Source organism: Azospirillum brasilense (assembly GCF_001315015.1).
GTDB lineage: Bacteria > Pseudomonadota > Alphaproteobacteria > Azospirillales > Azospirillaceae > Azospirillum > Azospirillum brasilense.
Genome location: NZ_CP012914.1, coordinates 2,319,410 through 2,343,880, shown reverse-complemented (window position 1 = coordinate 2,343,880; position 24,471 = coordinate 2,319,410). Strand labels below are relative to the sequence as shown.

At 69.7% G+C, this 24,471-nt stretch carries 21 protein-coding genes; 7 read left to right on the top strand and 14 right to left on the bottom strand.

Features of this window, described 5'->3' with window-relative positions; all coding sequences use genetic code 11:
* Positions 1-9: 9 nt before the first annotated feature.
* Genes AMK58_RS10855 through AMK58_RS10845 form a run of 3 tightly spaced genes read right to left on the bottom strand, consistent with a single transcriptional unit; the run spans position 10 to position 3,201 of the window.
* Positions 10-918: a lipid A biosynthesis lauroyl acyltransferase gene (locus AMK58_RS10855; protein ID WP_035672014.1), complete on the bottom strand. Its 909-nt coding sequence runs from the start codon at positions 916-918 to the stop codon at positions 10-12.
* Complete coding sequence (lpxK, locus tag AMK58_RS10850; RefSeq protein WP_059398883.1) at positions 911-1,921, bottom strand: tetraacyldisaccharide 4'-kinase; 1,011 nt, start codon at positions 1,919-1,921, stop codon at positions 911-913. Before lpxK ends, AMK58_RS10855 begins: the two co-directional genes overlap by 8 nt.
* The gene (locus AMK58_RS10845) at positions 1,918-3,201 is read right to left on the bottom strand and encodes a 3-deoxy-D-manno-octulosonic acid transferase (protein ID WP_059398882.1); all 1,284 of its coding nucleotides are present in this window, start codon (positions 3,199-3,201) and stop codon (positions 1,918-1,920) included. The genes lpxK and AMK58_RS10845 overlap by 4 nt, the downstream gene beginning before the upstream one ends.
* A gap of 286 nt (positions 3,202-3,487) precedes the next feature.
* Here AMK58_RS10845 and AMK58_RS10840 point away from each other — a divergent pair, with 286 nt between their 5' ends.
* The gene (locus tag AMK58_RS10840; protein WP_035675236.1) at positions 3,488-4,843 is read left to right on the top strand and encodes a globin-coupled sensor protein; all 1,356 of its coding nucleotides are present in this window, start codon (positions 3,488-3,490) and stop codon (positions 4,841-4,843) included.
* A gap of 48 nt (positions 4,844-4,891) precedes the next feature.
* Here the strand turns inward: AMK58_RS10840 and AMK58_RS10835 are convergent, their stop codons facing one another.
* Positions 4,892-5,890 (bottom strand): glycosyltransferase family 4 protein, encoded by a 999-nt coding sequence (locus AMK58_RS10835; RefSeq protein WP_035675234.1) that lies wholly within the window; start codon positions 5,888-5,890, stop codon positions 4,892-4,894.
* Positions 5,887-6,732: a UDP-2,3-diacylglucosamine diphosphatase gene (locus AMK58_RS10830; protein ID WP_035675232.1), complete on the bottom strand. Its 846-nt coding sequence runs from the start codon at positions 6,730-6,732 to the stop codon at positions 5,887-5,889. The genes AMK58_RS10835 and AMK58_RS10830 overlap by 4 nt, the downstream gene beginning before the upstream one ends.
* A 216-nt stretch (positions 6,733-6,948) precedes the next feature.
* On the opposite strand from AMK58_RS10830, the gene AMK58_RS10825 reads away from it, so the two are divergent.
* Both AMK58_RS10825 and AMK58_RS10820 read left to right on the top strand, forming a co-directional pair.
* Positions 6,949-7,869 (top strand): diacylglycerol/lipid kinase family protein, encoded by a 921-nt coding sequence (locus AMK58_RS10825; protein ID WP_236778110.1) that lies wholly within the window; start codon positions 6,949-6,951, stop codon positions 7,867-7,869.
* A 120-nt stretch (positions 7,870-7,989) separates the two neighbouring features.
* The gene (locus AMK58_RS10820; RefSeq protein ID WP_051140324.1) at positions 7,990-9,600 is read left to right on the top strand and encodes a hypothetical protein; all 1,611 of its coding nucleotides are present in this window, start codon (positions 7,990-7,992) and stop codon (positions 9,598-9,600) included.
* A 74-nt stretch (positions 9,601-9,674) separates the two neighbouring features.
* On the opposite strand, the gene AMK58_RS10815 is transcribed toward AMK58_RS10820, so the two are convergent.
* The 6 genes from AMK58_RS10815 to AMK58_RS10790 form a co-directional block, all read right to left on the bottom strand.
* Positions 9,675-11,030, bottom strand: coding sequence for a TldD/PmbA family protein (locus tag AMK58_RS10815; protein ID WP_035675229.1), 1,356 nt, complete (start codon positions 11,028-11,030; stop codon positions 9,675-9,677).
* A gap of 176 nt (positions 11,031-11,206) precedes the next feature.
* Positions 11,207-11,656, bottom strand: a complete 450-nt coding sequence (locus AMK58_RS10810; protein ID WP_035675228.1) for a DoxX family protein — start codon at positions 11,654-11,656, stop codon at positions 11,207-11,209.
* Between the two features lie 133 nt (positions 11,657-11,789).
* Complete coding sequence (locus AMK58_RS10805; RefSeq protein WP_051140323.1) at positions 11,790-12,902, bottom strand: DUF3616 domain-containing protein; 1,113 nt, start codon at positions 12,900-12,902, stop codon at positions 11,790-11,792.
* A 41-nt stretch (positions 12,903-12,943) separates the two neighbouring features.
* Positions 12,944-14,455, bottom strand: a complete 1,512-nt coding sequence (locus AMK58_RS10800) for a UbiD family decarboxylase (RefSeq protein WP_035675227.1) — start codon at positions 14,453-14,455, stop codon at positions 12,944-12,946.
* A 94-nt stretch (positions 14,456-14,549) separates the two neighbouring features.
* Complete coding sequence (locus AMK58_RS10795; RefSeq protein WP_236778109.1) at positions 14,550-15,332, bottom strand: HEAT repeat domain-containing protein; 783 nt, start codon at positions 15,330-15,332, stop codon at positions 14,550-14,552.
* 3 nt (positions 15,333-15,335) lie between these two features.
* Positions 15,336-15,995 carry a class I SAM-dependent methyltransferase gene (locus tag AMK58_RS10790; RefSeq protein ID WP_035675222.1) on the bottom strand — a complete coding sequence of 220 codons (660 nt, stop codon included), beginning with the start codon at positions 15,993-15,995 and terminating at the stop codon, positions 15,336-15,338.
* Between the two features lie 141 nt (positions 15,996-16,136).
* Here AMK58_RS10790 and AMK58_RS10785 point away from each other — a divergent pair, with 141 nt between their 5' ends.
* Entirely contained in the window at positions 16,137-16,982 is an 846-nt protein-coding gene (locus AMK58_RS10785) for a CHAP domain-containing protein (RefSeq protein ID WP_059398881.1), read from the top strand.
* Between the two features lie 13 nt (positions 16,983-16,995).
* On the opposite strand, the gene ubiA is transcribed toward AMK58_RS10785, so the two are convergent.
* The gene (ubiA, locus tag AMK58_RS10780) at positions 16,996-17,922 is read right to left on the bottom strand and encodes a 4-hydroxybenzoate octaprenyltransferase (protein WP_035675219.1); all 927 of its coding nucleotides are present in this window, start codon (positions 17,920-17,922) and stop codon (positions 16,996-16,998) included.
* Between the two features lie 133 nt (positions 17,923-18,055).
* On the opposite strand from ubiA, the gene AMK58_RS10775 reads away from it, so the two are divergent.
* Complete coding sequence (locus AMK58_RS10775; protein WP_035675218.1) at positions 18,056-18,850, top strand: 16S rRNA (uracil(1498)-N(3))-methyltransferase; 795 nt, start codon at positions 18,056-18,058, stop codon at positions 18,848-18,850.
* Between the two features lie 81 nt (positions 18,851-18,931).
* Positions 18,932-20,296 carry a glutamate--cysteine ligase gene (locus AMK58_RS10770; protein WP_035675217.1) on the top strand — a complete coding sequence of 455 codons (1,365 nt, stop codon included), beginning with the start codon at positions 18,932-18,934 and terminating at the stop codon, positions 20,294-20,296.
* Positions 20,297-20,461: 165 nt separating this feature from the next.
* Here the strand turns inward: AMK58_RS10770 and AMK58_RS10765 are convergent, their stop codons facing one another.
* Positions 20,462-21,616, bottom strand: coding sequence for a pyridoxal phosphate-dependent aminotransferase (locus AMK58_RS10765; protein ID WP_035675215.1), 1,155 nt, complete (start codon positions 21,614-21,616; stop codon positions 20,462-20,464).
* Positions 21,617-21,635: 19 nt separating this feature from the next.
* The gene (locus tag AMK58_RS10760; protein WP_236778108.1) at positions 21,636-23,045 is read right to left on the bottom strand and encodes a gamma-glutamyltransferase; all 1,410 of its coding nucleotides are present in this window, start codon (positions 23,043-23,045) and stop codon (positions 21,636-21,638) included.
* Between AMK58_RS10760 and AMK58_RS10755 the strand changes: the two genes are divergently transcribed.
* Entirely contained in the window at positions 23,014-24,366 is a 1,353-nt protein-coding gene (locus AMK58_RS10755; protein ID WP_236778107.1) for a M48 family metalloprotease, read from the top strand. The two genes, AMK58_RS10760 and AMK58_RS10755, sit on opposite strands and share 32 nt — an antisense overlap.
* Positions 24,367-24,471 lie beyond the last annotated feature (105 nt).

The following is a 24,471-nucleotide window of genomic DNA, read 5'->3' as shown; positions in this document are numbered from 1 at the left end:
AAGTCTCCGTCAGTCGGGCCAGCGCCGGTGCAGCCAGAGCCATTCGGCGGGGCGCTCGCGAATCCATTGCTCCAACAGGGCGTTCAGGCGCTCCATCAAAATCCGCACATCAGCGTTGCGGTCGCCGCTGTTTGGTGGCTCCACCGGCGGCAGGACGGTGATGCGGAAGCGCGCGCCATCCAGACGCTCGGTGCGCGCCGGCACCAGCGGGATGCCCAGCCGCAGGGCGAGCTGCGCCGCCGCCGGGGCGGTCATGGCGTCGCGCCCGAAGAAGGGGACGGGCATGCCGTCGTTCATCTTCTGGTCGATCAGCATGCCGACATGCCCGCCCTTGGTCAGCACCCGGATCAGCGTGCGCGCGCCCTCAGGCCCTTTGGGAATGTGCGTGCCGCCGGCAGCCCCCCGCAGTTCGGTCAGCAGCCGGTCGACATAGGGGTTGTTGGGCGCGCGGTAGACCACCGCCAGTTCCAATCCCATCTTGCGGGAGCAGACGGGCTTCACTTCCCAATTGGCGAAATGGCCGGACACCAGGATGCCGGCCTTGCCGTCGTCGCGTAGTGCATCGATGTGCTCGCCGCCGACCACTTCGGTCCGGCCGCCGGGGCCGTACGCGCCGATGGCGTCCAGATGCGGGTACTCGGCGATGACGCGGCCCAGGTTGTCCCACATGCCGAGGATGATCGCGTCGATCTCCGCGGGGGCTTTCTCGGGGAAGGCGCGCTCCAGGTTGCGGCGGGCGGTGCGGGTGCTGCGAAGGCGCGGGCCGACCGTCCGTCCGATCCAGCCGCCGAGCGCCGAGGCGCGGTCGACCGGAAGGGCGCGGAACAGGCCGCAGAAGCCGTGGACGAGAACGGCCTCCAGCGGGTAACCGACCCGGCGGGTCAGCCAGGACACCAGGGGGCCGCGCGGCTTAGCCATTGGGAACTCCAGTCGGAAGCCCGGTCATAAGAGGGGCGAGCAGGCGGTCGAGGGCGGCGGGATCCCGCCAGACGGCGCGCACCGGCACCGCCCGGACCAGGGCGCGCAGAGGTTCCGGCAGGCGGACGGCGTCCTTCACGGTGGTGACCGGCACGGCGCCCAGCGCGGTGGCGCGGTCGACCAGCGCCATCACCTCTTCGGGGCGGTAGGGGTGATGGTCGGCGAAGGCGGCACGCTCCACCACGCGGGCGCCCAGCGCCTCCAGCGTCGCAAAGAACTTTTCGGGTCGACCGATGCCGGCGAAGGCGAGGACCGCCTGCCCGGCCAGCGCGCGGGCGCTCTCCGCCGGTTCCAGGCGGGCGTGCAGGACGGGCAGGGCGCCGGCCACGCGGCATTCCACCCCGGCGCGGTCCTCGCCCAGCACGACCACGGCGCCGGCGCGGGCCAGGCCGCGCGTCACCGGCTCGCGCAGGGGGCCGGCGGGGATGAGATGGCCATTGCCGAAGCCGACCGCCCCGTCCACCACGATCAGCGACAGGTCCTTGGCGAGGCCGGGATTCTGAAAGCCGTCGTCCATCACCAGGACAGCGGCGCCGGCGGCGACCGCCGCCCGCGCTCCGGCGGCGCGGTTGCGCGCCACCCAGCAGGGGCCGTGGGCGGCCAGCAGCAGCGCCTCGTCGCCCACCGCGGCGGAGTCGTGGCTGGCGAGATCGACGGCCAGCGGACCGCCCTCCCGCCCGCCATGACCACGGGTGAGGAAGGCGGGGGCGATGCCGCGGGCGCGCAGGGCCTCGGCGAGCGCGATGCAGACCGGCGTCTTGCCGGCCCCTCCCGCCACCAGATTGCCGACGCAGACCACCGGGGCGGCGGCGCGCTCCGGCTGTCCCGCCGCCATGCGCAGTCGTCCGGCCAGCCCGTAGAGCGCGCCCAGCGGGGCAAGCGCCCAGCCCAACGCCGCTCCGGCGGCTCCGCCGGACCCATACCAGAAGCCGGGCGTCCTCATGCCGCGGGCCGGACGCGTCCGGCGTCGAGGACGGGGGCGAGCGCCGCCAGAGCGCGGTCGACGGTCCGCCGGTTGCCCTCGGTCACCGTCGTCGCGCCGGCGACGACGCGGGCGCGGTCGGCCTCGTCGCTCAGCAGGCGACCGACCGCGTCGGGCAGCGCCTCCGCCCCCGGCACCGGCAGGGCGCCTCCGGCGGCTTCGAGCTGGCGGGTGATCTCCGCGAAGTTCCACATGTGCGGGCCGTAGAGGACGGCGCAGCCGAGCAGGGCCGGCTCCACCGGGTTCTGGCCGCCGTGCGGCACGAAGGAGCCGCCCATGCAGACCACCGGGGCCAGCCGGTAGAACAACCCCATCTCCCCCATCGTGTCGGCGATGTGGACGGCGTCCGCTGCGGCGGGCAGGGCGCCTTCGCCGCGGCGCGAGACGGTCAGGCCGCGCCCGCGCAGCAGCGCCGCGATGTCGGCGCCGCGGTGGGCGTGGCGTGGGATCAGCAGGGTCAACAGGCCGGGCAGGCGCTCGGCCAGCGCCTCATGCACCGTGGCGGCCAGCTCGTCCTCGCCAGGGTGGGTGCTGGCGAGCAGCCAGATGGGGCGCCCGGCGCAAGCCGTGCGCAAGGTTGCCAAGGCTGTCGGGTCGGCGGGCGGTGGCTCGGCGGAGAATTTCAGGTTGCCGACGCTGACGACCCCCGGCGCGCCCAGCCGGCGCAGCCTGTCGGCGTCCTCCTCCGACTGGGCCAGCGTGACCTGGAAGGTGGAAAGCAGCGGCGTGATCAGGCCCGACGCGCAGCGCCAGCGGTTGAAGGAGCGTTCCGACATGCGCGCGTTGACCAGCGCGGCCGGAATGCCGCGCACCCGCACCGCGGCCAGCAGATTGGGCCAGATCTCCGATTCCGTCCACAGCACCAGATCGGGGCGCCAATGGTCGAGGAAACGGTCCACCGCGGCGGGCAGATCCACCGGCACATACTGGTGAAAGGCGCGTTCCGGCAGGCGGCGGCCCATCAGCTCCGCCGAGGTGACCGTTCCCGTGGTCATCAGGATCGTCAGGTCCGGCGTCTCGTCGAGCAGGCGATCGATGAGGACGAGGACGGAGTTCGCCTCCCCCACGCTGGCCGCGTGAATCCAGGCCAGCCGACCCGGCGGGCGCGGGCGTGCGGCCGTGCCGAACCGTTCCCCCCGGCGCGCGGAGTCTTCCTTGCCGGCGGCCAGCCGCCGGTCGAGATACAGACGAACCGCCGGCCCGGCGAGGGTCGTCAAGCCGCGGTAGAGTGATTGAAGCATGCGGGTCGAAACGCCATCCGACAAAACCAACGCGGCCAAGTTTCCCGGCCGCGATCCCCACCACTTTAGCACGGGGGGCTGTGGCGGAGGTAAGGCTTTGCGCTAGCGCCCGCCGGAAGGCTGATGGCCGGATGGGGCCTGTTCGCATACCAGGGTATGACGATTTTGGGACCCATTATGATAATTTTGAAGCAATCCACCGCTATCCTCGTGGCGTAGAAACGTTGGCAGCTTCGAGGAAGGCGGGCAATGCGCCGGCCTTCAACATTTCAGGATGATAACGATCATGGCGGGCGTACAGGAACGTGACGGCCAGGAAAACCGGCTCCGGGCCTTCAGCATCACCGAAGCGGACATCGCGCGTCTGCGTGCCAACCGGGATTTCGCGCAACACCGCCTGCCTCAACTGCTGGAGCAATGGCACAGCGCCTTCGCGGCGTGGCCGGAAATCCGCGACGCCCTGACCGTGCCCGACGTCCACGCCGCGCGTGTCGCCCATTGGACCCGCGTGGTCTCGGGCGACCTCGGTGCGGGCTTCCTGGAGTCCGCCCACCGGCTGGCCAAGGCCTTCTACGACCATGGCGTGCCGGGCTATGCGGTGGCCATCTGCCATCACACGGTGTCCAGCGGCATCGTCCGCGAGTTGGGCCTCGACGCGGCGGCGGGGCAGCGGTCGCTGTTCGGAGCGAAGAAGGCGGCGGAGGCCGCAGCCCTGCGCGACACGCTGGGGCGCGTCGCCTGGCTCGACCTCGAGGTGCTGCTGGAGACCTACGCGGCGGCCGAGCAGGAGAGCAAGCGCGCCATTCTGAACCAGCTCGCCGACAGTCTGGAAAGCAGCGTCCGCGGCATCGCCGCCAACACGGTGGCCGCGTCGGACGAGATGAAGGGCAACGCCCAGCGGATGGCGCAAATCGCCGCCGCCACCAACCGCCAGTCGCTCGCCGTCGCCGCGGCCGCCGAGCAGGCGTCCGCCAACGTGCAGACGGTCGCCGCCGCGTCCGGACAGCTCACCAGTTCCATTGCCGAGATCAGCCGGCAGGTTGCCCAGTCGTCGCAGGTCGCCCGCGGCGCGGTGGCCGAGGCGGAGCGGACCAACGCCACGGTGAATGGGCTGGTCGACGCGGCGCAAAAGATTGGCGCGGTGCTCCAACTCATCAACAGCATCGCCGGGCAGACCAACCTGCTGGCCCTAAACGCGACGATCGAAGCGGCCCGCGCCGGCGAGGCCGGCAAGGGTTTTGCCGTGGTCGCGCAGGAGGTCAAGAACCTCGCCAACCAGACGGCCAAGGCGACCGAGGATATCTCCATCCAGATCGCCAGCATCCAGGAGGTCGCGCGCGGCTCCGCCGAGGCGCTGAGCGGCATCGGCGCCACCATCGGCAGCATCAACGACATCGTCATCACCGTCTCCGCCGCGGTGGAGCAGCAGACCGCCGCCACCCAGGAGATTGTCCGCAACGTTCAGGAGGCCGCCCGCGGAACCCGCAGCGTGACCGACACCATCGGGGCGGTGACCAGGGGGGCGTCGGAAACCGGGAGTCTCGCCGAGGAGGTGCTGGGGTCCGCCGGCAACCTGCACCGTGAGTCCGACCGCCTGCGCGAGAGCGTGGACCTGTTCATGCAGCGCATCCGTGCCGCGTGATCGGAATGGGCGGGGCCGGTCGTGCGCCGGCCCCGCTCCATGTCGTCCTCAGGTGAATGGGCGCAGGTTCGCCAGGAACTGCTCGGCGGAGCACCGCCAGGAGAAGTTCAAGGCATAGTCCCGGCACTGTTCCGGTGGGATGCTCAGGGCGCGCTCGATCGCCCCCTTGAGATCCTCGTCCAGGCAGCCGGCACCGGAGCCGTCGACCACGTCCAGCGGGCCGGGCACCGGATAGGCCGCCACCGGCACGCCCGAGGCCAGCGCCTCCAGCAGCACCAGACCGAAGGTGTCGGTGCGCGACGGGAAGACGAAGACGTCCGCCGCCGCGTAATGCTGGGCCAGCTCCTCGCCATGGCGGGCGCCGGCCCAATGGACGTCCGGGTATTTCTGCTGAAGCTCCGCGCGGGCCGGGCCGTCGCCGACCACCAGCTTGCTGCCCGGCAGGTCGAGCTTCAGGAACGCCTCCAGGTTCTTCTCCACCGCCACGCGCCCGACATAGAGGGCGATGGGGCGGGGCAGCGCCAGGAACTCCTTGGCGCGGGGGCGGAACAGCTCGGTGTCCACGCCGCGCGTCCAGCGCCGGATGTTGGTGAAGCCGCGGGCGGCGAGGTCGCTCTCGATGGAGGGCGTTGCCACCATCACCGCCGAGGACGGCCTGTGGAAGTGGCGCACCACCGCATAGCTGAGGGCCAGCGGCACCGGCGCCCGATCGCGCACATATTCGGGAAAGCGGGTGTGGTAGGCGGTGGTGAAGGGCTTGCCGCGGCCGAGGCAGTAGCGCCGGGCGGCGAAGCCCAGCGGCCCTTCCGTGGCGATGTGGATGCAGTCGGGGCACAGCGCGTCGATCATCGCGGCCAACCGCCGCCCCGCGCCCAGCGCGAACCGGATTTCCGGATAAGTGGGCATGGGCACGGTGCGGAAGCGGTCGGGGCCGATCACCTCGACCCTGTGGCCCATGGCCTCCAGCTCGGCGCGGACGGTGCCGATGGTGCGCACCACGCCGTTGACCTGGGGGAACCAGGCGTCGGAGACGATCAGGATGTTCACGCCGCAACCGACTCCTTGGCCGCCTTCTCCTTCTCCGTCTTCTCCTTGGCCGGGATGCGGGCGGGCAGCGTCGTTGCGGTGCGCCGGCGGATGTCCGCCGCCCAGTCGATGATCTCCAGCCGGCCGCAGGGATGCTCGACCAAGGCGGTGCAGGACTCGACCCAGTCGCCGTCGTTGCAATAGAGGATTCCTTCCATGTCGCGGATTTCCGCGGTGTGGATGTGACCGCAGACGACCCCGTCGACCTTGCGGCGTCGGGCCTCGTCGCCCAGCGCGGTCTCGTAGTTGCCGATGAACTCGACCGCCGTCTTCGTCTTGTGCTTCAGGAAGGCGGACAGCGACCAGTAAGGGAAGCCCAGCTTGCGGCGGACCCAGTTGAACAACGTGTTGGCCTGGAGCAGGACCACGTAGGCGTTGTCGCCGATGAAGGCCAGCCAGCGGGCGTACTTCACCACCACGTCGAAGCGGTCGCCATGGGTGACCAGGAGCCGCCTCCCGTCGGCGGTGACGTGGATCATCTCCTCGACCACCTGGACGCCGCCGAACTGCAGGCCGGCGTAGTCGCGGGCGGCCTCGTCGTGGTTGCCGGGGATGTAATAGACCTGCACGCCCTTGCGCGCCCGGCGCAGGATCTTCTGCACCACGTCATTGTGCGCTTGCGGCCAGTACCACGTCTTGCGCAGACGCCAGCCGTCCACGATGTCGCCGACGAGATAGAGGTGGTCGGACTCGTTGTGTTTCAGGAAATCGAGAAGATACTCCGCCTTGCATCCCCGCGTTCCCAGATGGACGTCGGAGATCCAGATGCTGCGGTACTGCTTGACGTCGCGTGATGCGCTCATACCCCGCTCCATCGCCGTTCCGGCAAGGTTTCGGTGAAACGCTTTCCCTATATCCGCAGGGCATTGTCTTGACAATGATTTCAAGTGCTCGCATCTATTTGGGAAGATGATTTCGGCAAGACTTCTTGTAGACGCAACAAAGGCGCAAAATGACTTTATCAAAACTGAAACAGGATGGTCATATTGGGGGGCAATGTGGCGGATGGAGGCGAGCCGGTGCCTGAGACGTCCGATCCGGCTGCAGCGCCCCGGCGGCGTCTTCTGGTCATCCACAATCCGGTGGCCGGCGCCCGGCGCGCGCGCCGTCTGGGCGCGGCGCTGGAACTGCTGGAGCAGCGCCACGGGGCGGCGGTGACGCTTTGGGCCACCGGCGGGCGTGGCGACGCGGAGGCGATGGCTCGCGCGGTGGCGCCCGGCGCCTTCGACGCGGTGGTCGCGGCGGGTGGCGACGGCACCATCAACGAGGTGGTCAACGGGCTGGGCGCGCGCGGGGGCGGGGAGACGACGATTCCCTTGGGCATCGTGCCGCTGGGCACCGCCAACGTGCTGGCGCATGAACTGGGCCTGCCCCTGGATGCGGCAGGCGTGGCGCGGGTGCTGGCGGAAGGGCGCGCGCTGCCCGTGCATCTGGGTGTGGCGAATGGCCGCGCCTTCGCCATGATGGCCGGCGCCGGACTGGACGCCCGCGTCGTGGAGGGGGTGGACACGCGGCTGAAGCGGCTGATCGGCAAGGGCGCCTACGCGGTGGAAACGCTGGCCCGGATCGCCGCTGGCGGTGGCGGCCCCTACCGCGTGGCGGTGGATGGCGCGGAGCCGGCGGAGGTCGCCTCCGTGATCGTCGCCAAGGGGCATTTCTACGGGGGGCGCTTTGTCTGCGCGCCCGAAGCCAGGCTGACCGACCCGCGGCTGCACGTTTGCCTGTTTCCGCGGGCAGGGCGGGGGAACGCCCTGCGCTATCTTTGGGGAGTCACCGCCGGTCGGCTGCCACATTTTCCCGATTACCGCATCCTGCCGGCCCGGCGTGTGGTCATCGATGGGCCGGCGGAGGAGCCCGTGCAGGGAGACGGCGACGTGATCGCCCGTCTACCGGTGGAGATCGCGCTGGCCCCCTGGGTCTTGCCGGTGCTGGCGCGCTAACACTGTTTTAAGAGTCCGTTAACAGGTCTCCTGGGAAAATTATTTGGGAACATTCAATAATTACTTCGGTCTCTAAGTATTAAGGCCCCGCGGCCCAGGCGGGACCGCAAGGGGGAAGCCATGTCCACGTCGATCAACGCCCTGTTTTCGGCCACCACGGCCAGCACCACCGCGACCGCCACCAAATGGAAGCCCACAGGGGGCGCCGCCGAGGCGGAGGGGACCTGGAAGGCGGCCTCCGACGCCGGGTCCTCCGCAGGCTCCGCGGCCCTGGCCGCCCTGAAGGGCGAGGACAGCGTGGAACTCAGCGGACTGGCGAAGTCGCTGACCGGCGTGGCGGGCAAGGTCTTCGCGTCCATCGGCTCCAAGGGCCGCGCGATGCTGGAAGACTTCGTCAAGTCCGGCAAGATGACCGAGAAGGACGTGGCGCTGGGGCTGCGCCAGATGGCGACCAACGCCGTGAAGGACCGCTTCATCAAGGAGCGGCCCGAGGACGAGGAGGACAAGGAATGGAAGGAGAAGCTCGGGGCGGCTGAAAAGGCCTTCAAGATCAAGACGGAGCGCATGGACAAGGCCATGTCGGCCCTGAACGAGGCGCGGACCGCCGCTTACGACGCCTTCGGAAAGGACGAGGACACCGAGGCGTTCCAAGCGGCGATGGCTCCGGCCAATGCCCTCTTCCGCGCGGAGTCGGCGGACATCGACCGCGAGATTATGGAGACCGTCGGTGGCGACCCGAACAAGATCAAGGGGAATGCCTTCAGGTATTTCGCGACGAAGGGAGAGGAGGCGTTCGAAAAATTGGATTTCGGCGCGGAAGCGGAAGGCGGCGAGGGTGGGCTGCTGTCGCCGGACAACGAAAAGGGAAAGGCCGCCGCCAAGCTGATGTATGACCTGGGCTTCGAGGGGAAGCTCTACGCGAATGGTCTCGCGCAGTACGCCGCGGACGTGAACATTCCCGGTATCGGGCGTGGTGAGGTCGACAAGAGCTTCCCAGGGGGCAAAGACTACGAGCCCTCCGCCAAGGAGGAGGCCGAGGCCGCCGGCCTGCCGCCGCCGCCCACCACGGTGCTGACCACCAGCCAGACTCCGGGTCTCCAGGGCTTTGCGAAGGTCATCCAGGACGCCCGTGACTCGCTGGACGCCACCTACACGGCCATGGCGAAGGAAGGCAAGGGGGTGAACTACTCCGACCCCAATGGGAAGGACGTGGAGCGGCTGTTCGGCGGCTTCGACCGGCGCAGCCTTCACGCCATCGCCAGCAACAAGGACGGGACCTTCTCCAAGAACGAGCAGGAGGCTGCGCAATCCATCATGGCCCGCCAGCAGAAGGAGGCGATGGCCGCCGCCGACCCTCTCGGCACCGACAAGGCCGCCGCCTACCGCGCCGGGGTGAAGTTCCTCGACGAGGCCAGCCAGGAGGAGAAGGAGTCGGTCAACTGGTCGGTCCAGCGGGCCGCGCTCCAGTACAGCTACGAGAAAACGATTCAGGAAACCGGCGGGAAGATGGAGCGGCTGGGCAACGGCAGCGCGCTGGCCTCGGTGCTGAAGGACGCGTTGGAGGCCCAGGGCGCTCAGACCGCCGATGTGATGAAAAGCATCGGTGGAAAGACGATGGGCGGCGAGGGCACGGGCTACGTGACCGACCTGAAGAGCCTGTCACTGTTCCGGGATTTCCTGCCCAACCTGTCGGTGCGCGGCGCCGGCGGCCCGATGAGCGTGACGGTCTGATATCCCGTCCCGGCTTGCAGGCCGGCGGGTTCGGGTGAGGAGCGAGGCGCCGCAAGACGCCTCGCCCGTTGCGGTCACTGGCCCGCGATGGTCAGCCCGTCGATGCGGATGGTCGGGGCGTCCATGCCGAAGCGCAGTTCCAGGTCGCTGGCCGGCTCCAGGTTCAGGAACATCTCCTTCAGGTTGCCGGCGATGGTCAGTTCGGTGACCGGATAGGCGATCTGGCCGTTCTCGATCCAATAGCCGGCCGCACCCCGGCTGTAGTCGCCGGTCACCCCGTTGACGCCCGTCCCCATCAGCTCCGTCACGTAGAAGCCGTTGGGGATCTCGGCCAGCAGCTCGTCGCGGCTCTTGGCGCCCGGGGCCATGTAGACGTTGGCCGGGGCCGGGCCCGGCGGGCCGGAGGTGCCGCGCGCCGCGTGACCGGTCGTCGACAGGCCGAGCTGGCGGGCCGAGCGCAGATCGAGCAGCCAGGTGGTCAGGTGCCCGTCCTCGATCAGGTTGCGGCGGGTGGTGGCGATGCCCTCCGCGTCGAAGGGGCGGGAACGCAGGCCGCGCTTCACATGCGGGTCGTCGACGATGGTGATGCCGGCGGCGAAGATCCGCTGCCCCATCTTGTCCTTGAGGAAACTGGTGCCGCGCGCGATGCTCGGCCCGCTGATCGAGCCGGTCAGATGGCCCAGCAGCCCGCGGGAGACGCGGGGGTCGAACACCACCGGCACCTTGCAGCTCTTGACCCGGCGCGGGTTCAGGCGGCGGATGGCCCGCTCGCCGGCCTCGCGCCCGATCGACGCCGGGTCGCGCAGATCGGAGCCGTAGACCTTGCTGTCGTAATCGTAGTCGCGCTCCATCCCCGTGCCCGTCCCGGCGAGCACCGAGGCGGAGAGCGACTGCCGCGACACCCCGTAACTGCCGGTGAAGCCGTTGGACGCGGCGATGGCGATGGTGGAGCGGCTCCACCCCGCGTCAGCGCCTTCGGAGTTGGTGACGCCCTCGATCGCCAGCGCGGCCTCCTCGGCGATGCGGGCGCGTTCGATCAACAGCTCGGCCGAGGGCTCCGACGGGTCGCACACGTCGAGGTCGGGCAGCGTGGTGTAGATCTGCTCCGGGTCGGCGAGGCCGCAGAAGGGGTCCTCCGGCACCACGCGGGCCATGGCGACGGCGCGCTCCACCAGTTCGTCCAGCGCCTTGGCGCTGCGGTCGGTGGAGGAGACGATGGCCTGCCGCTTGCCGATGAAGACGCGCAGCCCCAGATCGCCCGACTCGGACCGCTCCAGCTTCTCCGTCTTGCCGAAACGCTGGCTCAGCGACAGGGAGGCGCTGTCGAACAGCACGGCGTCGGCGGAGTCGGCCCCGGCGCCCTTCGCCTTGCGGATCAGATCGTCCAGCAGGGTCAGCACGTCAGGTTGCGAGGTGGTCGAAACGGGCATTACGGTCTCCGCTAGGTCTCCGGCTTGTCTAGCAAATGGGAGCCCGGAGAAGAAGAGGAAGGGGCATATCGCCTCAGGTCCGGTCCGCCTGCCACACAAAAGCGGCGGCGCGCTGGGGGCCGGTGCCCGCCCGCGCGCCGCTCGTCAGTATTTGTGCGTCAGTTCCTGTGTTGGAGTCAGGCCAGCCGGCTCTGAAGGGTGTCGCGGCCGGCGGTCGGCAGCTTCAGGGCGAAGGCGCCGTCGCCCAGCAAGGCCTGCACGCCGAGCAGCACCGTCCAGAACACCGGGAACTCCCAGCCGCCGCCCTGGGCCGAGAAGACCCAGCCGTTGCCGGTGTGCTGAAGCGTCGCGCCGATCAGGATCGGCAGCAGGGCCAGCGAAATCCAGCGGGTGAAGACGCCGGCCACCAGCAGCAGGCCGCCGCCGATCTCACCGAGGATGACCAGATAGGCGAAGAGGCCGGGGTAACCCAGGCTCTCGAAGTAGCCGACCGTGCCGGCGATGCCGAAGGTGAAGACCTTCAGGATCAGGCCGTGGGCGATGAACAGAAGGCCCAGGCTGACGCGCAGCAGGAAGGCGGCGTAGGGGGCGGTGCGGTTGTCAATGGCGGCGGTGTTGGCGTTCATGGCGTGGTCTCCTTGTCTCAGCGTGGCGCCCCGCGTCGGGGCCGTTGTCGTCTGAGGCCAAGAATAGCGATGTCCGCGTTTGGGATAATCCGCTTAATGATGCACTGATTGTTGCTGTGGTGAGAACGATAGCTTATGCCCGGAAGGCGTTGGCCGGATCGTAGCGGGAGGGCAGGGCGAACAGGTCGGCGGTGGTCCCGGCGCCGTGGCGGCGCGCTTTGGACGGGCTGTCATAGACCACCAGAAGGGCGGGCGGGGCGCCATCGCGGCGGACGCAGGCGATGCCCTCCGCGTGGTCGTCGCCCTTGCCGTAGGGCAGGTTCAACAGATGGACCAGCCGGTCGCGCGGGATGACGGTTTCGTGGGTGACCGACAGGGCGTCGGTCCAGCGCCACACGGCGACGGGACCGTCGAGGTCCATGGTCGGCCCGGCCAGGATGACCAGATCCTCCCCGTCGAAGGTCAGTTCGCGGATGCCCAGCCCGTCCAGATCGACGAAATGCTTGCGGTACTTCTCGCCGTTCGGCCCGATGGGGCGCAGCCGCAGGCGCTCCTCGACGTCCGGATGGTCCTCCACCACCAGTTCCAGGATGCAGGCCCAGCCGCGCAACACCGGACCGCGCAGCCCCAGCCAGACCCGGTCGCCGTGGGCGGCCATGCCTTCCACGTCGAAGCCGTTCTCCTTGGCGGGCACGGCGACGAAGCGGGCGAGATGCTCGTCCTCCGCCAGCGCCTTGGTCAGCGCGTCGCCGCCCTTGCGGAACTTCAGGCACCCAGCGGTGCGCTTGCCGTCGCGGCGGACCGGGGTGACGCGCCCGTCCGCCTCGGTGACCAGCGGGATGCGGCCGAGCAGGAAGCGGTTGGGGTCGCAGCGCACCTCGGTCAGCCGCTCCAGCGCCTCCGCGGGGCCATGTTCGTCTCGCTTCGGCTTCTTGCGGGCCAGCGCGTGGGAGCCGGTGATCCACAACCAGCCGCCGGCGATGGCCATGCCCTCGATGTCCGCTTCGTCCTCCCCCGGGGCCGTCGCCGGCAGGGCGAAGAACTCCGCCAAGCGATGGACGGCGTCCTGGCGGTAGACGGTGCCGCCGTCTTCGGCGGCCAAATGGACGATCTGCGCACCCTCGTCCGACGCCACGAACAGGTTGTCTCCCGCCCGCTCCGCCACCGACAGGTCTCCGGCGGTCTCGCCGCCGTCGCGGAAGATCAGGCGGACGGTGGCGATGGGGCTGGCGATGTCACTGGGCATGGCGGGGCTTCCGTGGAGGGTGCGAACCGTCCCTTAACGCCTCACTTCCAGATCGGGGTCCCGCTGCCCGGAAGACCGTAGGACGCCCATTTGCGCGACACCTCGTCGACCACACCCTGGTCCATGCGGATCTTCTGGCCCCATTCGCGCTTGGTCTCCGGCGGCCACTTGTTGGTGGCGTCCAGCCCGACCTTGCCGCCCAGGCCCGACTCGGGGCTGGCGAAGTCCAGATAGTCGATGGGGGTGCCCTCGATCACGGTGATGTCGCGCGCCGGGTCCATGCGGGTGCTCATCGCCCACATCACGTCCTTCCAGTTCCGCGCGTCGATGTCGTCGTCCACGACGATCACCCATTTCGTGTACATGAACTGGCGCAGGAAGGACCAGACGCCCATCATCACCCGCTTGGCGTGGCCGGGATAGGCCTTCTTCATGCTGACCACGGCGATCCGGTAGGAGCAGCCCTCCGGCGGCAGCCAGAAATCCACGATCTCCGGGAACTGCTGGGTCAGCAGAGGGATGAAGACCTCGTTCAGCGCCTCGCCCAGCACCGACGGCTCGTCGGGCGGGCGGCCGGTGAAGGTGGAGAGGTAGATCGGGTTGCGTCGCATGGTCATCGCCGTGACGGTGAAGACCGGGAAGGGCTCGACCGAGTTGTAGTAGCCGGTGTGGTCGCCGTAGGGCCCCTCGTCGGCGTATTCGTCCAGGCTGACATGGCCTTCCAGGATGATCTCGGCCTGGGCGGGCACCTTCAGCGGCACCGTCTTGCAGTCCACCAGCTCGACCTTCTTGCCGCGCAGCAGCCCGGCGAACTGGTATTCCGACAGCGTGTCCGGCACCGGCGTGACGGCGGCCAGGATGGTGCCGGGATCGGCGCCAAGGACCACCGCGCAGGGCAGCGGCTCGCGCTTGCCGCTGGCCTGCCAGCGGTGATGGTGCTGCGCGCCGCCGCGGTGCTTCAGCCAGCGCATGATCGTCTTGTTCTTCCCCAGCACCTGCATCCGGTAGATGCCGAGGTTGAAGTCGTCCTCGCGCTTGGCCGTAGGCCCCTTGGTGACGACCAGAGGCCAGGTGATCAGCGGCGCCGGCTCGCCCGGCCAGCAGCTCTGCACCGGCAGGCGGCCGAGGTCGATCTGGTCGCCGGTCAGCACCACCTCCTGGCAGGGGGCGGAGCCGACGGTCTTCGGCTTCATCGACAGCACGGTCTTGGCGAGGGGGATCAACTCCATCGCCTCGCGGAAGCCGCCCGGCGGCTCCGGCTGCTTCAGGAAGGCCAGCGTCTCGCCGACGCCGCGCAGCTCGTGCGGCTCGCGGTCCATGCCCCAGGCGACGCGCTCCACCGTGCCGAACAGGTTGACCAGCACCGGCATCTCCGAGCGGGTGCCGTCGGCCTTGATGACGTTCTCGAACAGCACCGCCGGGCCGCCTTCGGCGAGCAGGCGGGTCTGGATCTCGGTCATCTCCAGCGCCGTGGACACCGGCTCCCGGACCACCACCAGCCGCCCGGCCTTCTCCAGCCGATCGATGAAGTCGCGCAACGAGGTGTAGGGCATGGTCGAGGGTCCGTTCGGATGCGATGGGATCAGATCGAGAGAGGGCGTCTAGCATCGGCCTGAAGGGCGCCGCGTCAAGGGGGCAGGCGCCTCCTCACGCGGGTTCCTTCACGCTGCGCAGGGCGCGGCGGACGATGCGGCGGGTGGCGTCGGGATCGGGGCTGTCCGTCTCCCAGCGGGCGCACAGCGCCTGCACCCAGCCGGGCTGGCTCTTCGCCGCGTCGTTCAGCCAGTTGGCGACCGAATCCTGGACGTAGCGCGCGCCGTCCGCCCGCAGCGGGTCGAGCACCGGCAACCCGCGCGCCGGGTCGGTCTTCAGCGCGCCGATGTGGGCGCACCAGACGCCGCGGGGTCGGGTGGCCTCGCTGGCGAAGCGGCGCAGCCGCTCCGACGGCTCGGCGGTCCAGGGCGTGAGGAGGTCCAGCGCCTCGTCGATGGCGGCGGCGATGTGGGGGCGCAGGGACAGCCACGCCCATTCGCGCACGCCGAAATGCGGGTCGTCGGCCAGCGGGCGGACGCGCTCCAGCCGCTCCGCCAGAGTCAGGCCGGGGGCCGCCGCCAGAGCGTAGCAGGCCCAGCCGCGCACCGTGTCGGACGGGTGGGCGGCCAGCCGCTCCACGGCCCCCGGACCAAGGCGCTCGACGGCCGCGCTCCCCGCCGCCGCCATGCGCCGGGTCACGCCGTCCTTCGGGTCGAAGGACACGGCGCCCGCGGCTTCCGGAACGGCGGCGGCCAGCAGGGCGGTGAAGTCGATGGCGAGGGATTCGGCCAGCGTGGCGGTCTCGCGCCGGCCCGCGTTCAGGTCGGCGAGCACCTCCGGCGGGATGTCGGCCATCCGGGTGGCGCCCTTGCGCGGGGCGCTGGTCGTCATCGTCATATCTTAGGCCTCCGGCAGCAGGCGCCAGATCACCGTTTCGCGCATCTCGCGGTCCTCCAGCTCCAGGGAGGTCGGGACGCTGTACTGCGCGACCCGCTCGATTCCGCTGAGAGGGACATAGGCGCGGCCCGGATCGCCCAGCAGGACCAGCGTGCCGGTTGCGGCGATTCCGCGCAGCCAGGCGGTCACCCGGTCGGCCATCGGCTTCTCGTAGCAGACGTCGCCGGCCAGAACGACGTCGATGCCGGGCAGGGGGCGGTCCACCAGATCGGCGCTGACCGCCTTCACGTCGACCCCGTTGGACTCGGCGTTCAGGGCGATGGCGGACAGGGCAAAACGGTCGATGTCGCAGGACTGAACGCGCGCCGCCCCGGCCATCATCGCGGCGATGCCGACCAGCCCGGTGCCGGCGGCGAAATCCAGCACAGACTTGCCCGCGACCAGTTCCGGCCGGTCGAGGACGAGCCGCGCCACCGCCTGACCGCCCGGCCAAGCAAAGGCCCAATAGGGCGGCGGTACATTGGACTCTTTCAAAGAATCCTCCGTAGCCTCCCACAACGGCGTGATTTCCGTCGCCAGATGCAGCGCGATTTCGGGCAGCAAAGGAGTCCGCGTTACGACCGTGTTGGAGCGGATGAAGTCGATTTGAGAAAAGTTGTTCATAACGGGACTCTCACCGGAGCTGCGCGGGGATGGATGATCTATCCACAACCGGTTTTGGTTACATAATTCAAACGGAGTAGACACACCTGCTGTCCCGTGTTACCCGTTCGAAAGGAGAAAAACAAAGGTCATGGGGCTGATATGCGGTCGAAAGGGATTGCACTCTGCGCATCGTTCGCGGCGTTCATCGCTCTCAGCCCGTTCACCATATCCCAAGCCCAGGCCCAGGACGGCGATTGCGTCCGCACGCTGCGTTCCATATCGGATTTCGAGATCCGGGGCGATGCCTGGACGTGGTGGAACACCGCCGCCAACCAACAGTATGAGCGTGACCAGCGCCCTGCGCTCGGCTCCGTCCTCGTCTTCAAGCGGTCGCAGCGGCTGGGCCGCGGCCACGTTTCCCTGGTCAGCCACATCGTCGACCGCCGCACCATTGAGGTCGATCACTCCTGGCTCGACGGCCGTGGCCTGCGCCGCAACATGCGCGTGGTCGACGTGTCGCCGCGCAACGACTGGTCGGCCGTCCGAGTCTGGCATGAGCCGTCGGACCAGCTCGGCCTGCGCGTCTACACCACCTACGGCTTCATCCTGCCCGACGGCGAGGAGGCGGAGATCCGTCAGGCCGATTCCCGCGGCGCCGGCATCGGCAGCACCTTCGCCGTCGCTCCGCAGGGCCGCTCCACGCCCAAGCCCGCCGCCGGGCCGCGCCTGATGGAAGCCTCCCTGAAGGGCCACGCCGTTGCCGTCGCCGTTCCGGGCCGCAAGCCGCAGGTGCTGACCGCGTCGCTCTCCCTCTCCGGCAAGGGCACGGCCGCGAAGACGGCTCAGCCGGTGATGACGGTCGCCGTGCTGCCGGCGCGCAAGCCGACCCAGCCGGCCGCGCAGAAGGGCGTCGAGATGGTGGCCTCCATCGACGGCATCCGCGCGGTCCTGCCGCCGCGCAAGCCGGGCTCCGGCGACAGCACCGTCGCCGAGTTGACGCGCTGACGTCTTCCCCGCCTTAGAGTTTTCCGGCCAGGAAGGCCGCCAGCACCAGCCAGCCGAACCAGCGGTTCGACTTGAACTTTTTCAGGCAGTCCGTCTGATCGTCGGGGTTCCAGGTCGCCACCTGCCAGGACAGCTGCAGCGCGGCCAGCGACAGCAGCGGCAGGAACAATCCTCCCAGCCCGGCCAGACGCCCGGCGATGCCGATCCCCACGAAGGTCAGGGTGTAGAAGCCGTAGATCCAGATCTTGCTCTGGTCGCCCAGCCGCAGGGCGGTGGACTTCACGCCGATTCGCGCGTCGTCCTCCTTGTCCTGGTGGGCGTAGATGGTGTCGTAGCCCAGCGTCCAGACGATCCCCGCGGCGTAGAGCGCCAGCGCCGGCCATTCCAACTCGCCGCGCACCGCGGTCCAGCCCATCAGGGCACCCCAGTTGAAGGTCAGCCCCAGGAAGGCCTGCGGCCACCAGGTGATGCGCTTCATCAGCGGGTAGGTGAAGACCAGCGCCAGCGACAGCACACCCAGCCCGATGGTCAGCGGGTTGAACTGCATCAGCACCGCCAGCCCGATCAGGAGCTGGAACACGAGGAAGGCCAGCGCCTGTTTCACCGACACCTGTCCGGAGGGGATCGGGCGGGTCCGCGTGCGCTCGACCATGGCGTCGAAGTCGCGGTCGAGGATGTCGTTGACCGTGCAGCCGGCCCCGCGCATCACCACGGCACCGATTGCGAACAGCGCCATCAGCCAGAAGTCGGGAACCGGCCCCGATCCGGCCAGCGCAATGCTCCACCAGCCGGGGAACAGCAGCAGCCATGTGCCGATGGGCCGGTCCAGCCGCGCCAGCCGCAGATAGGGCCGGACCGCCGCCGGGGCGAAGCGGTCGATCCAGTCGCCGCGCCGGATGTCGGTGAAGTCGCCGGGGGCGGGGGAGGCGGGGCTGGTCATGACGGACTCGGGATGGAGAGTGGAAGAAGCCGTGGGCAAGGTAGCGGCGGGGGTGGGTCCCCGCAAGGCTGGGCCGTTTCCGCCCCGCGGCGTTATCGCTATAGTCGGCGCCGCACACCGGAGACCTCGCGCCATGGCAAACCAACCGAAGACCCGCCTCTATGTGGACAGCCCCCTCGGCGAGGGGCAGGCGGTGGGGCTCGACCCCGAGCGGGCGCATTTCCTGCGCCATGTCCTGCGGCTCGACAAGGGCGACGTCGTGGCCGTCTTCAACGGACGCGACGGCGAATGGCTGGCCGCCATCGACGGCTTCGGCAAGGGCTGGTGCTCGCTCACCGTGACGGCGCAACGGCGTCTTCAGGCGGCGGGCCCGGACCTCTGGCTGCTGTTCGCCCCGATCAAGCGCGGGCGCATCGATTTCGTCGCGGAGAAGGCCAGCGAGCTGGGTGTGTCGCGGCTGTGGCCGGTCTTCACCCGCCGCACCGACCCCAACCGCGTCAACACCGACCGGCTGCGCGCCAACGCCATCGAGGCCGCCGAACAGTCGGAGCGGCTGACCGTGCCGGAGATGGTCGATCCGCTGCCGCTGGACAAGGCGCTGGCCGGCTGGCCGGTCGAACGTACGCTGTACCTGTGCGCCGAAGCAGGGAACGTACGCCCCATCGCGGAGGCCGTCCGCGGCCGTCCGCGCGGCCCCGCTGCCTTCCTGATCGGGCCGGAGGGCGGCTTTGCGCAGTCCGAACTTGACGAAATTTGCAAACTCCCCTTTGTTGTTCCCGTCGGTCTGGGGCCCCGCATTCTCCGGGCCGACACGGCGGTGGTCGCGGCGCTCGCCTGCTGGCAGGCCCTTGCGGGGGACTGGACGGCGGATGGCGGCGACACCCGACCGCCCTTCCGCGCGCCGGCTGACCCCACCGTCGGGGAGTAAGGGCCGCTCGACGCGCCGCTGTTCCGAGGCGGGCCGTTTGACACTTTGGCGAATTCAGACTTTTTGAAAGCGGGAGCTTCCATGTCCGCACCTCCGCAGACGCGTGGTGAACCGATCACCGACCGCCGCCAACTGGCGGCCTATCTGGAATCCGGCAACAAGCCCGCCGACCAGTGGCGCATCGGGACCGAACACGAGAAATTCGCCTACCGCGTCTCCGACCACCGGCCGCTGCCCTACGAAGGGCCGGACGGGATCGGCGAACTGCTGACCCGCCTGCAGCGTTTCGGCTGGGACCCGGTGGAGGAGAAGGGCAACCTGATCGCCCTGACCCAGGGCATGGCGAACATCACGCTGGAGCCGGGCGGGCAGGTCGAGCTGTCCGGCGCCCCGCTGGAGACCCTGCACCAGACCTGCGCCGAGGTGCACCGCCACCTCGAGCAGGTGAAGGAGATCGGGGGTGAGCTGGGCATCGCCATGATGGGCCTCGGCTTCCAGCCGAAATGGCGGCGCGACGAGATCCCCTGGATGCCCAAGGGCCGCTACAAGATCATGGGCGACTACATGCCCAAGCGCGGCAATCTCGGCCTGGACATGATGATGCGCACCTGCACCGTGCAGGTGAACCTGGACTTCGCGTCCGAAGCCGACATGGTGAAGAAGTTCCGGGTCAGTCTGGCCCTTCAGCCCATCGCCACGGCGCTGTTCGCCAACTCGCCCTTCACCGAGGGCAAGCCGAACGGCTTCCAGAGCTTCCGCAGCCACATCTGGACCGACACCGACCCCGACCGCACCGGTGATCTGCCCTTCGTGTTCGAGGACGGTTTCGGATTCGAGCGGTACGTGGACTACCTGCTCGACGTGCCGATGTACTTCGTCTACCGCGACGGCGCGTACATCGACGCCTCCGGCCAGTCCTTCCACGACTTCATGCAGGGCCGCCTGCCGGCGCTGCCGGGCGAAGTCCCGCTGATCACCGACTGGGCCGACCACATGACCACCTCCTTCCCCGAGGTGCGTCTGAAGAAGTATCTGGAGATGCGCGGCGCCGACGGCGGCCCGTGGCGCCGCCTGTGCGCCCTGCCGGCCCTGTGGGTCGGGCTGCTCTACGACAGCCAGGCGCTGGACGCCGCCTGGGACCTCGTGAAGGGCTGGACGACGGAGGAGCGCGCCCACCTGCGCGCCGAGGTGCCGCGCCACGCCCTGCGCACCCCCTTCCGCGGACGCACGGTGCGCGAGGTCGCGCTGGAGGTGCTGGAGATCGCCCGCGGCGGTCTGGCCCGGCGCGCCCGCAACGACAACTGGGGCGACGACGAGGCGCATTTCCTGAACACGCTGCTCGACATTGCCGAATCTGGCCAGACTCCCGCCGACGAACTTCTGGCGAAGTTCAACGGTCCCTGGGGCGGCAGCGTCGACCCGGTGTTCAAGGAATACGCGTACTGAGAATGAAGCCCTCTCCCCCCTGGGGAGAGGGTTGGGTGACGGGGCGTTACGCCCGGTAGGGCGGATGACATTCGTTGAACTTGGCGCGTTGAACTTGGCGCGCCTTCGGCGCCCCCTCATCCTAACCTTCTCCCCAGGGGGGAGAAGGGATAGGGCAACGACTCCTTACCTCTTCCAGGCGATCAGCCGCCGCGCCGCCTCGGCGATGGTCTCCTCCGAACCGGCGAAGCTGAAGCGCACGAAGCGGAGGCCGCGGGCCGGGTCGAAGTCGACGCCGGGGGTGCAGGCGATGCCGGTCTCGGCCAGGATGCGCTTGCAGAAGGCCTCGCTGTCGTCGGTCATCTCCGTCACATCGGCGTAGATGTAGAAGGCGCCGTCGGCCGGAGCCAGCTTGTCGAAGCCGGCCTTCGGCAGCTCCCTCAGCAGAAGCTCGCGGTTGCGGGCGTAGCGGGCGACGTGGCCGTCCAGCTCCTCGGTGCAGCTGAAGGCGGCGACCGCGGCGGCCTGCGACAGGCTGGGGGCGGAGATGAACAGGTTCTGGGCGAGGCATTCAACCGAGCGGATCAGGTCGTCCGGAACGATCATCCAGCCGAGCCGCCAGCCGGTCATCGAGAAGTATTTGGAGAAGCTGTTCACCACCAGCGCGCTTTCGCTGACCTCGGCGGCGGTGACGGCCTCCGGCCCGTAGGTCAGGCCGTGGTAGATCTCGTCGGAGACGAGGCGCACGCCCTTGGCGTCGCACCAGTTGGCGAGCGCGGTCAACTCCTCCCGGCTCAGCATCGTGCCGGTCGGGTTGGCCGGGCTGGCGACGATCAGCCCCTGAATGGGCGGATCGAGCTGCTCCAGAAGCTCGATGGTCGGCTGGAAGCGGTGCTCCGGCCCGGTCGGCAGTTCCACCGGCTCGACCCCGATGGCGGTCAGCGTGTGGCGGTAGGCCGGGTAGCTGGGCGAGGCCATGGCCACCCGGTCGCCCGGATCGAAAGCCGCCAGGAAGCCGAGCTGGAAGGCCCCCGAGGAGCCGGTGGTGACCACCACGCGCCGCTCCGGCACATCGATCCCGTAGCGGTCGCGGTACCAGCCGGCGATGGCCGCACGCAGCGCCGGGATGCCCAGGGCCCCGGTGTAGCCCAGCACGTCGGCGTCGAGCATGCGGTGGGCGGCCTCCAGCACGCCCTTCGGCGCGCCGGTCGAGGGCTGCCCGACTTCCATGTGCAGGACCTCAAGGCCGGCGGCCTCGCGCTCGGCGGCGGCGCGCATCACTTCCATGACGAAGAAGGGCGGAATGGCGCCTCGTTTGGAGACTTTGGGTGCTTTGCTCATGATTCCAGACTTCTGAACTTCAACGCTCGGTTTCGACCAGCATGCCCAGGGCGTGGGCGCGTGGGTCGGCGGCAATCTGGCATTCCTTCCAGCCGCTCTCCATCGAGGTCTGGCAGGTGACGAAGGTGGCCCGGCCCGGCCCGCTCAAGGCGCGGCTGACGCGGATGGCGGCGCCCGGCTCCTTGTCGAGCGCGGCGGGCAGGGCGGCGGTCAGCAGGGCGGCGGGAGCGGCGGCGGGGCCGTCGTTGCCGGCGGCGCTGGCCGCCCCGGCGAACTGGGTGCGGCCGACGATGGCGTTGGTGAGCAGGCCGGGCGCCCCGAAGCCGGCACCGTCCACCCCGCGGGCGGCCAGCAGGCCGGTGCCCGGCACCATGCGGCCGCTGCCAAAGGGCGCCCCCATGGTGAAGGAGCAGGCGACCCCATTCTCCTCATGGTCGATCACCACGAGGCCGGCGCCGGGCGCGGAGGCGCCGCTGCCGGTGGCGCCCAGCGCCTGGGCGACGCGGGCGGCGCGCTGGTCCGACGGCAGGTCGGCGGCGGCGTTCCAGGCGGCGGTCAGGGCGGCGCCGTTGTTGGTTTCGGGAAGCTGGGCGAAATGCATCGACACGATGCCCAGCGGGATTGCCGCGGTGCCGGTCCAGCGCGGCTGGAAGCCGCGGACCGCGGCGGGGTCGATGGCGGCGGCCTGCGCCACCGCACCGCCCAGCGGCCCGCCATACATCGCGGCGATGCCGCTGCGCCGCACCTGCGATAGGGTGCCGGCAAGCTCCGGCTGGCTCAGCGGCGCGCCCTCGGCCAGCGGCGCGCCGGTCGGCAGGAAGACGCGGCGGGCCTCCGGATCGGCGGACAGACGGGACGCGGAGTTGGCGAGGTCGCGGGCCAGCGCCCGGCTGACCGGGGTGGAGCGGGCGAGCTGCTCCGCCGGCACCACAGCCTGCTCCCAGCGCATCGCCCCTGTGGAGGCCTGCAGCGCGTAGACGCCGCGCAGGAAGCCGGGCAGGGCGGCCCCGCCGGCACCGGCGGGCCGGGGGAGGAAGTCGAGCGTGCGGGTTTCCTTCTTCGCGGCGTCGAACACCACGCAGACGCCGCCGCCGGTCATCCCGACGCGCGAGGGCAGGGTGACGGCCATCGCCATCGCCATGGCGGTGGCGGCGTCGCCGGCCTTGCCGCCCTGGGCGATGATGTCGCGCCCGATCTCCGCCGCGCGCGGCTCGTCGGCCGCGACGAAGCTCTGGGACGGGGCGCCGGTGCGGTATTTCGTGTTGACGCAGCCGCCCACCAGCGATGCGGCTATGGCAATCGCGCCCAACCCTTGCCAGATTCGGCGGGTGGAATGGGGCGCCCGGACCGGCATCTTGACCGGCTGCCCGGTGCCCCGGTGTGCGGAGGAAGTAACGGTGCGCAAGCCCAGCAGGCTGGTTTCGGTCATCGCCATGGTTGCCGTGATGGTTCTGTCGTGGTCGCCGCCCGCGGGCGCGCAGCGGCGCCAGGAGATGCAATTCCTGAGCGACGCCGAGACGGAACATATCATCCGCGACATGGCGCGGCCAATCTTCCAGGCCGCCGGCATCGATCCGGACGCCGTGAACATCGTCCTGGTCAACGACAACACGATGAACGCCTTCGTCGCCGGCGGCCAGAACATCTTCCTGCACACCGGCCTGCTGCTGGGGCTGGAGGACGCCGGGCAGCTGATCGGCGTCATCGCCCACGAGACCGGCCACATCGCTGGCGGCCATCTGGTCCGTGGGTCGGAGGCGATGGAAAACGCCTTCCTGTCCTCGCTGATCGGCATGGGCATCGGCATCGTCGGCGGCATCGCCGCGGGCAACGCCGGGGCCGGAGCGGCGGGCGTCATGCTGGGCCAGCATCTGGCGGAGCGCAACTTCCTGTCCTTCTCGCGCAGCCAGGAATCCTCGGCCGATCAGGCCGGCCTGTCCTACATGGAGCAGTCCGGCATCTCGGCGGAGGGGCTGGTCACCTTCCTGGAGAAGCTGGGCGCCGCCGACGATCCGCTGCTGGTGGACCGCGACGCCGGCTACCGCCGCACCCACCCGCTGACCCGCGAGCGCATCGAGACGGTGCGCAATTTCGTGGAGCGCTCGCGCGCCGGCAGGAAGCCGGTTCCGGCGCAATGGAACGAGGAGTTCCACCGCATCCAGGCCAAGCTCTACGCCTATCTCGACCCCAACGGGGCGTTGCGCCGTTACAAGGCGAACGACCCGTCCTTCGTGGCGCGCTACGGCCGGGCCTACGCCTATTTCCGGCGCGGCGAGGTCCGGCAGGCGCTGCCGCTGGTCGACGGGCTGATCGCCCAGGAGCCGAAGAACGCCTTCCTCTACGAGATGAAGGGTGACTTGATGCTGCAGAACGGGCGGGCGGTGGACGCCGCCGCCCCTTACCGCAAGGCGATCGAGCTGGAGCCGGACGCCGGCAGCATCCGCGTCTCGCTGGCCCATTCGCTGATGGAGCAGAACGACAGCCGGCTGGCCGACGAGGCGTTGCGCAACCTTCAGGTGGCGTCCAAGACGCAGGCCCAGTCCGCCTTCCTGTGGCGGCTGATGGCCCAGGCCTGGAGCATGAAGGGCAACGCCGGCATGGTCGCCTACGCCACCGCCGAGGAGGCCTTCGCCCGCGGTGACAAGCCGATGGCCCGCTTCCAGGCGGAGCGGGCGGAGAAGCTGCTGCCCGCCGGTTCTCCCGGCTGGCTGCGCGCCCAGGACATCCGCGGGCAGGCGGGCGGCAAGTGAGCCTGAGCCTCCTCCCTTTGGGCGGCGCACAGCCGTCTTGCCTGACCCCGCCGTCCCGGTCCACAGTATCGCCCCGATTCGCGCCGTTTTGGCTCCCCACGAGAG